Origin of the sequence: Kamptonema animale CS-326 (genome assembly GCF_028330895.1) — a bacterium.
Taxonomy (GTDB): Bacteria; Cyanobacteriota; Cyanobacteriia; order Cyanobacteriales; family Microcoleaceae; genus Kamptonema; species Kamptonema formosum.
In genome coordinates, this window is the sequence record NZ_JAQMUA010000102.1 from 1 (window position 1) to 12,308 (window position 12,308).

Here is a 12,308-nt window from a genome sequence, read left to right on the forward strand (position 1 = left end):
CCCCCTAACCGACGAAAGCGGTTGCTAGATCTCACCTTAAACCCGATGCAGAACCCTCTGGAGTTGAAGTTCCAAAGGCTCATCCCGGCGAATCTCCAAACCCGGAAAATCGTACTTTCCGAGGATTTTTCCCCCTTTCAACACCTCTTCTGGCGACCATAGCAGCCATCGGCTACCAGGGGGAAGAGTGCTCAAACTCCCTGGATTTTGACTCAGCCAGATTAAAGGAACCCTTGGCAAATCAAAAGCCACATCTTCACCCGCATTCACAGCCGCCAGAGCTTCCAACACCCCTCTACTGCTACTAACTTCCCCCGTCCCCGCCGTCCAGAGCTTGACGTTAAGCTGGCGCTTGCTAGCATAGAAATACAGGGATGCAGCCGCAATGACTGCTTGTTCAAAATCTGAATGTTGCCAAGTAGCAGCGCTGTCTAGGCAGATCGTAATTTCCTGGCTACCTGTAGAGATTTCTAACTCCCGCACTCTGAACTCTCCGTAACGCGCACTGGTTCGCCAGTGGATCAAACGGGTAGGGTCTCCATGTCGGTAAGGTCTCAGTGTGCGGGTAATACCCTCTGTAGCCATTTGCGATCGCTTACTCTCGTAAAATTGCGGACTCTCTTGTTGACCCATTCGATCCACCAAAGGACAGGTGGTCAAGGGCAAAACTGTAGGATATACAATTGCCATAGCCTTAGCACTCCGGCTGCGGCGACACCAAAATAACCCCAAAGGCGCTGCTGTTCTCAGTTCTACTTCATTCCACCGATAGACTCCCCGTTGCTGTGTAGGATGATAGTATGTGTCTAAGTAAATACCCTGAGAAGGTATGACTTCAATGGCATGGGGTGTGGGTTGTCCGAGTACAAAAGGTAGAATGTCTAGGACTTGCAACAGGGTTTTGGGTTGGTCGGCGGGATTTTCGATTTCTAATTCGATCGTTAGTCGATCGCCAACACTGACTGGCTCAATTGGTCGGCGGCGAACTTGCAGGGGTTTAAGCGATCGCACAGGCAATACAGCAGCCATCCCCAGCATTGCCAAAATCACGCCGCTGATGACATATAGCCATCCAGCCATCGTATTTGATGCAGCTCCAAAAAAGAATAAGGCTAGCGAGCCTAGCAGCCAACCCGCGTAGGCAGGGGCAACCCAGTGAGTTTCTAGCCAGTAGGTGATTTGATGACCGGTTCTGATAACAGGAGTATTCATTTCTAAGTGCTAATTGCTAATTGGGGATTGCTAATAGTTAATTGTAAATTCTTCTGAATCGTTAGCCATTAATTAGCCGTTAGTAATTAGCCAGTTTTTAGCAATTAATACTGTTTTACCGCAGGAGACAAAGAAATGAACCAATTAAATAATGCTACGCCCGTTCGAGCTGAAGCTCATGGCCGCAGGGCACACCTGCCCCCACCCCCACCACCCCCGATGCCATCTGGGGTACAGGCTGCTCGTCACCACGAAGATGTGCCCGATACTTCTATTGAGCAAATGGTGAAAGCTGCTCATAGTAGCAAAGCTTCTGACATTCACATTCGAGTTGGCCAAGTTCCCCGATTTCGGATTCGCGGTGAGATGGTAATACCTGGAAATCAGGTGATGACCACACCAGAAATTTTTGAACATTATTTGGCAGAAATTCTTACACCCTCCCAACGCAGGCAATTTGTAGAAACGAAAGAGTTAGATACGGCAATTTTTTACCCCGGTTTGGTGAGGTGTCGGGTAAATTGTTTTGATTCTTTAAGTGGTGGTGCTATAGTATTGCGTCTGATCAATTTGAATATTCCTTCAATTGATGAGTTGGGGTTGCCGCCAGTTCTGAAAAATATTATCTGTCGCAAGCAAGGATTAATCTTAATTACAGGCCCGACGGGTTCGGGTAAATCTACGACATTGGCGGCGATGATTGACCACTTGAATGCGACAGAATCGAAGCACGTAGTTACAATTGAAGACCCAATTGAATACATTCACCCTTCTAAAAAGTGCTTAGTTAGTCAGCGGGAAGTGGGTTTACATACTCATGAGTTTGAACAGGCATTGCGGGCAGTTTTGCGCGAAGATCCCGATGTAATCTTGATCGGGGAAATGCGCGATCGCGTCACCATTAATACAGCTTTGCAAGCAGCTCAAACTGGACACTTAGTGTTAGGTACTCTCCACACTCGCAGCGCTATCAATTCTGTGAATCGGTTGTTAAACCTTTACCCACCTGATGAACAGGAGGCGATGCGAATTCAGGTTTGTGACTCGTTAGTGGCGGTAGTTGCTCAACTATTGCTTCCGACTGTGGATAATCGTCGGGTGGCAGTTCACGACATTTTAGTGAATACGCCTGCTATGCACGATTATCTGATGAAAGGTGACGACGAAAACGCATTTAGATTGATGGAAACTGACACTTACGAAGGGATGCAAATTATCAATCAGGTTCTCTATGCGTTGGTGCTTGAAGGGAGAATTACAATTGAGGAAGCAGAAAAAGCTTCGCCGGAAGCAAGCGATTTAGATCGGCGTTTGCGGACGGGAGGTTATGATGCAAATTCGGCTCGCGAGTTTAAAGGTAGAGACAAGGCTCCGTCTTACAGGTAATTGTTAACGGTTAACTGTTAACTGTTTTGATTTGGGGTTCTCGCATAAGATCTCAAATCCGGGTTTGATATCTCCTCGATCGTTTGGCGATTGAAATCGCTACTACAAAAACAAAGTCCGCCTGCGCGGACTAAAGAATAAAGGGGGTATTTAAGCCTGATTTGGTATGATACCAAATTCGGTTTATTACCCGTTTGATCTTATAGTCCGCGTCGGCGGACTTTGTTTTTGTAGTAGCGATTTCTAATCGCCAGGACTTATATAGTTTTCAACGCCGATTTTGTATGAGAACCCTTTGCCTATTGCTGGTAAAATAGACAAGGTAGAATTGTACCAAATTTACCTGTAACTTGTGAGCCGACAGTTGTAAAATGAGACAAACTTCTCTGAATGCGATCGCGATCGCTATTTTCGCGGTGACAATTTCCACTTTGTTAGGCCCGGCGCTAAATTTGCCACAAGCAGTACCTGCGATCGCTACTTTTTGTCTGTTAGGGTTAGCTGCATTCGATACTTTCCAATGGCAAGGTCAAGGCAGTGCTATTTTATCAGATGTGTTGGCGGGAAGTTCTGACGATAGGCGCGAGCGTATTCTCCGCCACGAAGCCGGACATTTCTTAGTCGCCTATTTATTGGAAATTCCCGTTAGCGGCTACGCACTTAACGCTTGGGAAGCTTTTAAACAAGGTCAAACAGCACAAGGTGGGGTTAGATTTGAAGACCAAGAATTAGCTGCACAAATGCAAAAAGGTGCATTTTCCGTTCAACTTTTAGATCGATACTGTACCGTTTGGATGGCGGGAATTGCTGCTGAAAATTTAGTTTATGGCAATGCAGAGGGAGGAGCGGAAGATCGCGATAAAATTAGACTAATTTTATCACAATTACGCCGTCCTGCATCGGAATTTAAGCAAAAAGAAAATCGGGCATTATTGCAAGCTCGCAATCTTATAGAAAATCATAAACCAGCTTATGAAGCTCTAGTTGAGGCTATGAAAAAGCGAGAACCTGTTGCTGAATGTTATCGGGTGATACAGCAAAACTTGTAAACATAGATGGATAGCTTTAAGAAACCAAAAAAGGGAGCAGATGCTAGAGGTAAAGCAGGGGCAACGGATATACCAAGTTGGGCAAAAGGTGAAGCTCCACGCGCCGACGAGTCTGGTGCAGAGTTTGCTAAACGCCTACTTGATGAAAAATACGGAACGGGAAATTATTCGGAGGGGCCAGGAACGGAGTTTAATAAGCTAAAAAAATATGGCAATCGTCATTTTGAATCAAGTTAGCCAATGATAAACACTAATATTTAATGAGGAATAAAAAAACAATGTCTGAACAAAATGTTTCTACAATAGCGTTACCGGAGTCCACAGAGAACTCGATCGAGAACCCAGAAACATTGTATCTGTTTGGTTTCCGAATAGATCCTGATAAAGAAGACCCAGAAATATATACACTATTTATATATGGGGAACAAGAGCGGCCATTAGTAGCTGACGGTTACATAGTGTTTTTCAGTCGGCCAGACCTAGCTCTTAGCGCTCTTAAGCTGTGCGAAATTGATACCAGTCAGTTAGGGATGCCACCCGCAGAAGTTGCTTTGGTCTGCGATATAGCAGAAACGCTGCACCTGATAAGGTATAAAGATATTGACGAATCAGCCACTATTTTAAACTGTTTAAACACAGTATTTGACTTGGTTAAAGCTATCTTACTGCCTCTGCCAAATGATTACAAGCAAGTCCTTTACTCCTTTGCCGACCATCTTACTTTTGAGCAAGAGTTCGCTAGTTTCTTTACTCAAAATGAGATTCAAAGGTCAATGATAGAAAATGCTATTTTATGGTGCATGGGTGCAGTTATGTCCAAAGCTAAATTATTGAGGTAATAAGATTTTTTTGATGAGTATTGTTAGTAGTTTGAAAGCCTGCTCCTTATGAATTTCAGAATAATCGCAACTAGAATAAGAAAATTACTATCAGGGCAATCGCAAGCTATACTCCTAAGTACGCAGGCTCCACCTGCTTAACAAATCCTTGCCAAATTTTATGAGCAATACCCACTTTCCTCTCCGTCCCATCAGCAATCTAGAACCTAAAAAACTCAGTTTTGCTACCAAATTAGCTTATGGTGCTGGCGATCTCGGCCCCGCCATCACTGCGAACATCCTAGTATTTTTCCTGCTGTTTTTCTTCACAAATGTTGCTGGTTTGCCTGCGGGGTTGGCAAGCAACATTCTCCTAATTGGCAAGGTTTGGGATGCCGTTAATGACCCAATTGTAGGCGTATTAAGCGATCGCACAAATCATCCTTGGGGTCGCCGCTATCCTTGGATGATATTCGGTGCAATTCCCTTTGGAATATTCTTCTTCTTACAGTGGATTGTTCCCAGCACAAATCATACAGTTCTGTTCTGGTACTATGTGATTATCGCCATCCTTTTTAACACCGCTTACACGGCCGTTAACCTCCCCTACACGGCTCTTACCCCAGAACTAACCAAAGACTATAACGAACGCACTAGCCTTAATAGTTTCCGATTTGCCTTCTCTATTGGCGGTAGCATTCTCTCATTAATCTTAGCACAAGTCATCTTCGCAACAGTTAAAAACGATCCGATTAAACAATACTTAATTTTGGGGGGAGTCTGTACGCTTATCTCAGTATTGCCAATATTCTGGTGTGTTTTAGGAACCCGCAATCATGTTGCATCTCAGCAGGAAAGCCAAGAAGAAGCAGATCGTTCCGCCTCATTGCCACTAGCAGAACAGTTGCGAATTGCATTCAGCAATCGGCCGTTTTTGTATGTAATTGGCATTTATCTATGTTCCTGGCTAGCAGTGCAGTTGACCGCTTCTATTCTGCCTTACTTTGTGGTTAATTGGATGCAAATGCCAGACCACGTTTTTACCCAAGCTGCGATCGCAGTTCAAGGTACTGCTTTAGCCATGTTATTTGTGTGGAGTGAAGTCAGTCGGCGATATGGTAAAAAAGCCGTTTACTTTATGGGAATGAGTTTGTGGATTATCGCACAAGCTGGACTCTTTTTCTTGCAACCTGGACAAATTTGGCAAATGTATGTACTCGCAATTATGGCTGGCGTTGGAGTTTCTACGGCCTATTTAGTACCTTGGTCGATGATACCAGATGTGATTGAACTCGACGAACTGCAAACTGGGGAGCGACGAGAAGGTGTTTTTTATTCGTTTATGGTGTTGTTGCAAAAAATTGGATTAGCGTTGGGTTTGTGGTTAGTAGGACAAGCTTTAGAAGTAGCAGGATTTATAGCGACTGTTCCGGGACAACCAGCACCAGTGCAACCTGCTTCTGCACTTTTTGCTATTCGCGTATCCATTGGCCCCTTGCCAACTATTGCCTTAATTGGTGGTTTAGTTCTAGCTTATTTCTATCCGATTACGAAAGAAGTTCATGCAGAAATATTATTGAAGCTTAAAGAGCGACAGGCTGAACATGATTAGTTGTTAATTGTTAGTTGTTAGTTGTTAGTTGTTATATCAAGTCCGGTTAAATACTTGTCATTGCGAGCCAAGCGCAGCGCGTCAAGCGCAGCGCAGTTGTTCGCTGTGCGAAGCAATCTGAGGGTACGAAGCAAGCCCGAAGCAATCGCCTAGTCTCTGCGATTGCTTCGCACAGCGAACAATGACAGATCGTAAATTTGCCGGACTATATTAGTTGTTCTTTGTTCTTTGTTAACTGCCACTAAATCAGCAATTACCAATCAGCAATTACCAATTAGCAATTAGCAATTAGCAATTAGCAATTAGCAATTACCCTTCCTGCAAATCAGATAACTGCACAGTAAAAGTTGTCCAGCCACCACCACTAGCTACCTGAATTTTTCCGCCTAATTGTTCCACAAGTTTCTGCACTAAAGCTAAACCTAAACCCGTTCCCCCTTGCTTCCAAGGATCGGCATTGGGAACCCGATAAAACTTTTCAAAGATGTGAGGTAACTCCTCCGTAGGAATTTCTGATTGATTGCCAACAGTGAAATAAATTTGGGAACTGCCAATTGAAGAATGAGAACTAGGGGTGGGTGAAAAATTGGTTTCCACTGTTCTATTCTTGTGCTTTTCCCTTCCTTTATTCCCCATTTTTGCTGTCTCATTTCCATTCTCTCGTTTGCAGTTAACTCTCAGAGTAACTTCACCACCGTTAGGCGTATATTTGCAAGCATTATTGAGCAATTCTGCTAAAATCCGAGCCAGACTAGCACGGTTTGAAGTGATGGTAGGTAACTTACGATCGCACTCAACTTGCAATATTTGCTGGCGATTCTGGGCTCTAGCTCTAAATGGTTCAATTATAGCAGGCAGCCAAGTTTGTAAATTAACTGATTCCAAAGCAATAGGATAAGCTGCTGCTTCCAAACGTTGCAAATCCAACAGAGCATTAATTAAATCTGTTTCTCTAGTGCATTCCGCTTCTAGAATCCCTAAATAAATTTGTCGCCGCTCTGGAGTTGGAGAAATTTTTAACATATGAATCGCCATTTTCATATTTGCTAAAGGCGTTCGCAGTTCGTGGGAAACTGTACTGAGAAAGTCATCTTTAAGGATATTTAGTTGCTGAAGTTCTTGGACTTTTTGTTGCAATTCTGCCGTGCGTTCTTGGACTTGGCGTTCGAGATCGGTATTCAGATTTTGCACTTGCTGGTAGAGTTGTGCTTGCTGAATTGCGATCGCTACTTGAGTTGCTAATTGTAAGAGTAAATCGACTTCCGAAGGCTCCCACTGACGTGACTCTGCACACTGGTGGACGCACATCATTCCCCACAAGTTACCATCTTGCAATATGGGGACAACAATCAGTGCTTTAATTTCGGCTTGTCTAAAACGTGCAAATTGCTCTGGAGAGAGATTAGCTTTATCAATATCAGAAATCGCATATTTTTCTTGCTCAAATGCCTTATTGCATTCTTTCCAAATACTTTCGGGAACGAGATCTCCTAACATGGAAGGCCAATTAGAGGCGACTGATTCTGCTACGACCACGCCAATATCTCCAGGTTCTAAGCGGATGATCGTCCCGCGATCGGCTTGCAGCACTAGACGAACTTCTGCAACTGTGGCGTTGATAATTTCGTCGAGATTTAGAGATTGATGAATTCGCAAAGCAATCTTAGTTAAAAGCCGATCGCGTTGCAGTTGAGAATGTAGTTTTGCTGTCCGTTCTCGCACTTCTTCTTCTAGTTTGGCGTTACGGCTTTGTAGGAGTTCTAGTTTTTCAGCTTGTAGTTGATATACTGACTGCTGCAATTGCTTGACAGCACGATACATTTCTGTCGGATCGAGCACTTGTAGCAAGCTAGTTTGGGTGATCAAACCCAAGAGTTCTCCTCGGCTGCCGCAGACAACTAATCGCTGCGCTTGTTGCTGCTGCATTTCTTTGTGAGCCACCCATAAGGAATCAGAAGGTTTTAAACTAGATGGAGAACTTCTCATCACCGTAGAAGCTGGTAAATTCTCAAAATCTAGTTCTAAAAATTGAGCCTGCACGAGATCGTATTCGGTGATAATTCCGCGCGGTTTTTGAAAGGAATAATAACAAATGGAGGTGCGATTATCCTTGGGCTTCTCCATTTTTAATTCTTTACTTTGGGTAATGACAAGGCAACTAGCCTGATGATCTGACATTAGTTGGGCTATACTCAACAGTGAAGCTTCTTGGGGTGCAGAGATGGGCATAGTCATCAATTCTGTCACCCGTCGTAATTTCAGAATATTGGAGGGTTGCAGCACTTGACGAATCATTTCCTTGGTGAGTACGCCAACTAAGCGAGTTTCGCTGTCTACAATAGGTAAGTAGCGAATCCGGTGCTGGCGAAATAGGGATAAGGCAGTGAACACATCTTGGTCAGCGGATTCGGTGAGGGTAATAGAAGCTGGCGACATGACTTCGGCAATGGGAATTTTGTGTAGAGGGACTCCGGTGCTGCTGTTAATCTTGCCTGTGGCAATCAATCGGACAATATCGCCTTCAGTTAATATACCTAGTAGCTGCGAACCTTGATGGCTGTCGGAGGATGTTGCTCCCTGAAGCTCAGAGGCATTTTTCACTACTAGGACGCAGCGAGCGCGCACTCCTTGCCACAGGGGAGTTTCGCCAATTGCTGTGATGTTTGAGGAGGAGTTGACTTTGGGTAGGCTGCACTTACTTTGTACTTGACCGATCAGGGCGATCGCTTCTTCCAAAGAAGTTTCGGGTGCCGCGATCAGGGGGTGACGGTCAATCGCTTGTTCAAGGGCCGATGAGTAAAGGGGCGGTTGGTGAAACTGCATAGTAAATCACAGCTAGAGCGCAGGGCATCCATTGGAGGGCGATCGCTTTCGCGACTGTTTTAGACAAGACTTACGCACAACAGATCCGCCAACTCGCTAAAAAAGGGGGCTTTGAACTTTCCCTCTTTTTTAAGGAGGGCTTTGAGGGATCGAGCTTTCAGACTTCAAGTGCGTAAGTCCTATCAAAGTTAAATTTATTGAAGCAAAAGGGAAGGTTTTATGCTGTCTAATAACGATCCTAACTTCTGGGAACAGCGCTATCACGAAGGAACGACTCCTTGGGATTTGGCTCAAGCTGCTCCCTATTTCGCTAGTTTGTTAAATTCTCCCTCAGCTCCACAACCAGGCCGCACGGCCGTTTTGGGCTGCGGTCGTGGTTACGATGCCGTGCTGTTTGCCGATCGCGGTTTTGAGGTTATTGGTTTTGATTTTGCTGCCTCTGCGATCGTAGATGCAACCTGTCTAGCTCGAGAAAGGGGTAGTAGTGCCCAATTTTTGCAGAGGGATATCTTTGAGTTGGCAGCGGAATTTCCCTCTAGTTTTGACTATATCGTGGAACATACCTGTTTTTGCGCTATTCCTGTTGAAAAACGCAGGTTTTACGTGGAATTAGTACATTCGCTTTTGCGTCCCGGTGGAGAACTAATTGGTCTATTTTTCACCCACTCCCGTCTCGGTGGCCCTCCCTTTGGAGTTACACCAGCCGAAATTTGTGAGTATTTTGAGGCGAAGTTTCAAATTCTTTCTCTGGCACCTGTAACTAATTCCGTACCAGCGCGTCAAGGAGAGGAACATTTCGGTCGTTTTCGCCGACTCTAAGTAGAACGCAGAGCGCAGAAGCCTGAAGCTTGAAGACAAAATTTAGTTATCTAGAAGCTCAGAAGGTTAACGAAGAAGACCGAGGGAGTAGCTTTTCAAGCATCTAAATTTTACGTTTCAATATCTCCTCCTACTTAAACGAATTATTATCCCCTCAGAAGATTATGACTTTCCGATCTTCCTCTCTATTTTTAATTTTTAATTTTTAATTTTTAATTACCTCTACCTCCTTTTTTTATTTTTAATTTCTAATTAGCTAAGTATCGCTTAGGCGTTGCATTAACCAGTCATATCTAGATTTAGCTAAGTTGTTGTCTTCTAAAACGGGTTGATTTGGTTCATCTATTGGACTATCCTGAAACAGGAGGTAGTCGGGATCTTGACTGAAACGGTTGACTGTGCCCCGCAGTCTAGTGGAAAGAAATTTTGTGATCGCTCGATAGAACCGTAGAGAAAAAAGTACGTCTTGTTCTAGTTTTTCGGTTAATTTCTGTCTAGAAATTGATAATATTAGGCATTCTCCAATAGCTTTGACACTGGCAGAGGGGAGGCGGCCATCTACGAAAGACATTTCACCTAAAACCTCTCCAGAGCTAATTTTGCCTATTTCTCTGTTGCCTAAAGCTGCGACTGAAACACTCAGGCTGCCGTCGAGAACGATATAGAGCGCATCTATGGGTTTGCCTTCACAGATCAGCACTGTGCCTGCTGGAATTTGCTTGCGCGTGCCGTTAGCGAGCATCCAATCTATGTCGCGATCGCTTAATTCGCCTAAGATGACTAAAACTTTGCTCATAATGTAGGAGGGGGGATGCGTGTTGTCTTTTTATACCTTATATTTTGATAGCTTGGTAATGTAACGGCATTTTTTAAGGAATTGCTTATGAAAACCGTTCTGATTGTGGAAGACAATCCGATTAATTGGCGAGTTTTTGAGAAGATTATAACGAAGCGGGGGGCAATGCTTGCCAAGCATACGGAAGATGTGGAAGAGGTTTTACACATGGCCTCTTCTGGAGAAGCTGATATTATCCTGATGGATATTTGTCTAGCCAACAGTTATTATCAAGGCAAGCCGGTTAACGGTGTTGAGATCACTAGATTGCTGAAAGCAAACGAGCAAACAGCTAAGTTGCCTGTAATTTTGGTGACAGCTCTAGGCGAGAGCGATCGCGAGCAACTTCTGGCTCAGAGCGGTGCAGATGGCTTCATTGCCAAACCCGTAGTCGATTATCAAAATTTTGTAGATCAGATCAAAGCCAAGTTACCCCAAGAATAAATTGACACTCCCACCCCTGAAGGGGATGGGATTCTTTAGAGATTTCGCCCTAAATATCCCAGAGAGACAATTGCTTGCCCTGTGGGTTCTCGCCCACACGCCGTTTGCCTTTTAAAGGCAGCGTGTTAACTGACGAGCGTTCGCACAATTCAACCTCAAAGAGATTCAACTGTACTGGTTTCGACGAGTCCCGCCGTACCATTTTCGATTTAATTATTTTGACAATATTCAGTCCGTATGCTTGCACTTACTGCAAGTTTGACTGGTATACTTTGGGTTAACTCGATACAATTTCTTGCCTGACTTCACAGCCAAATAACTAAGTTTTTGAGTTAACGCATACCAACTGGCATCAGCAATAGAACGATTTAAACCACGTTTAGCCGATTGACCGTTGGGAAGAAATCTACCAGATTCAGATTTCACAGGTTTGCACCGTTTCATCATGTTTTGGATCTGCAAATCTTCAACCGCAACTGCGTCAGCTCTTTTGACGATCCGATTAGCTACATTCCATTGATAAGATTCTCGTTGCTGCTGAATTTTGTTGTGCAGCTTGCTCACTCTAAGTTGAGCTTTGCTACGATTTTTTCTTCCCTTTTGTTTACGACTAACGCGCTTTTGCCTAATTCGCATTAAACGCTTAGTCTTTTTATTGGTGGCAAAACGCGGGTTGTCAATGGCACTGCCGTCGGATAGATAAACTAACTTGCCCAACCCCAGATCGCAACCAGTGATAGTTTTGATTTCACTATCTGGAATTACCGGGAAATCCGAAATATTTTTATTCTCAGTTCTAATCGAAACATACCAGCCATCAGCTTTTTGCCTCACCGTAACTGTTTTAATTTCAAACCCATCACGAATCGCACGCGAGTTATAAAACCGCATCCATCCAATCTTCGGTAAATAGATTTTATTGCCTTTAATCTTTACTCTCCCTGGTTTGTAGTTAAATGATTTAAAATCGTGACGGCGCTTGAACTTAGGGAATCCCGCCCCCTTGAAAAACTTATTAAATGATTCATTGACTCTGGCGGGAATTGACTGCAAAACTCCGATATCAATGCTTTGATACCAAGGTCTTGCATCTTTCAACTCTTGCAGATTCGCATCTTGCATTAAAGATGCTGTGCGCTTAGGCGACTTATCCTTGTCTCCATCTTTCTTGGCTTTGCCGCCGCCATCCTTCCAAGGATTAGCCAATTGCGTTCCCTTGACTAAACCACAGCTTAAAGGGGTAATTTCAACTTGTGATTTTAAATCGCAATAGTTGCCCATAAGAAATTGCTGATGCCAGCCATCAATTC

12 protein-coding genes are annotated in these 12,308 nt (G+C 44.0%); 7 read left to right on the forward strand and 5 right to left on the reverse strand.

Going from position 1 to position 12,308, the window contains the following annotated elements:
• Positions 1–36: 36 nt before the first annotated feature.
• A complete protein-coding gene (locus PN499_RS05875) occupies positions 37–1,212 on the reverse strand; it encodes a DUF58 domain-containing protein (RefSeq protein WP_272030758.1) in 1,176 nt (391 codons plus the stop codon).
• A 135-nt stretch (positions 1,213–1,347) separates the two neighbouring features.
• Between PN499_RS05875 and PN499_RS05880 the strand changes: the two genes are divergently transcribed.
• The 5 genes from PN499_RS05880 (at position 1,348) to PN499_RS05900 (ending at position 6,077) form a co-directional block, all read left to right on the forward strand.
• Positions 1,348–2,598: a type IV pilus twitching motility protein PilT gene (locus PN499_RS05880; RefSeq protein WP_272030759.1), complete on the forward strand. Its 1,251-nt coding sequence runs from the start codon at positions 1,348–1,350 to the stop codon at positions 2,596–2,598.
• A gap of 371 nt (positions 2,599–2,969) precedes the next feature.
• Entirely contained in the window at positions 2,970–3,647 is a 678-nt protein-coding gene (locus PN499_RS05885) for an ATP-dependent metallopeptidase FtsH/Yme1/Tma family protein (protein WP_272030760.1), read from the forward strand.
• A gap of 6 nt (positions 3,648–3,653) precedes the next feature.
• A complete protein-coding gene (locus PN499_RS05890; protein ID WP_272030761.1) occupies positions 3,654–3,884 on the forward strand; it encodes a hypothetical protein in 231 nt (76 codons plus the stop codon).
• Positions 3,885–3,925: 41 nt separating this feature from the next.
• Positions 3,926–4,486, forward strand: coding sequence for a hypothetical protein (locus tag PN499_RS05895; protein WP_272030762.1), 561 nt, complete (start codon positions 3,926–3,928; stop codon positions 4,484–4,486).
• A 160-nt stretch (positions 4,487–4,646) separates the two neighbouring features.
• Positions 4,647–6,077, forward strand: coding sequence for an MFS transporter (locus PN499_RS05900; RefSeq protein WP_272030763.1), 1,431 nt, complete (start codon positions 4,647–4,649; stop codon positions 6,075–6,077).
• Positions 6,078–6,386: 309 nt separating this feature from the next.
• On the opposite strand, the gene PN499_RS05905 is transcribed toward PN499_RS05900, so the two are convergent.
• Positions 6,387–8,900 (reverse strand): CBS domain-containing protein, encoded by a 2,514-nt coding sequence (locus tag PN499_RS05905; RefSeq protein ID WP_272030764.1) that lies wholly within the window; start codon positions 8,898–8,900, stop codon positions 6,387–6,389.
• Between the two features lie 219 nt (positions 8,901–9,119).
• On the opposite strand from PN499_RS05905, the gene PN499_RS05910 reads away from it, so the two are divergent.
• Positions 9,120–9,719 (forward strand): methyltransferase domain-containing protein, encoded by a 600-nt coding sequence (locus PN499_RS05910; protein ID WP_272030765.1) that lies wholly within the window; start codon positions 9,120–9,122, stop codon positions 9,717–9,719.
• Between the two features lie 256 nt (positions 9,720–9,975).
• On the opposite strand, the gene PN499_RS05915 is transcribed toward PN499_RS05910, so the two are convergent.
• Positions 9,976–10,515, reverse strand: coding sequence for a cyclic nucleotide-binding domain-containing protein (locus PN499_RS05915; RefSeq protein ID WP_272030766.1), 540 nt, complete (start codon positions 10,513–10,515; stop codon positions 9,976–9,978).
• 87 nt (positions 10,516–10,602) lie between these two features.
• Here PN499_RS05915 and PN499_RS05920 point away from each other — a divergent pair, with 87 nt between their 5' ends.
• Positions 10,603–10,998: a response regulator gene (locus PN499_RS05920; RefSeq protein WP_272030767.1), complete on the forward strand. Its 396-nt coding sequence runs from the start codon at positions 10,603–10,605 to the stop codon at positions 10,996–10,998.
• Between the two features lie 49 nt (positions 10,999–11,047).
• On the opposite strand, the gene PN499_RS05925 is transcribed toward PN499_RS05920, so the two are convergent.
• On the reverse strand, positions 11,048–11,200 hold the full coding sequence (locus PN499_RS05925; protein WP_272030768.1) for a hypothetical protein: 153 nt from the start codon (positions 11,198–11,200) through the stop codon (positions 11,048–11,050).
• Positions 11,201–11,226: 26 nt separating this feature from the next.
• The coding region (locus PN499_RS05930) for an RNA-guided endonuclease InsQ/TnpB family protein (protein ID WP_272030769.1) at positions 11,227–12,308 on the reverse strand (1,082 nt) is incomplete at its 5' end.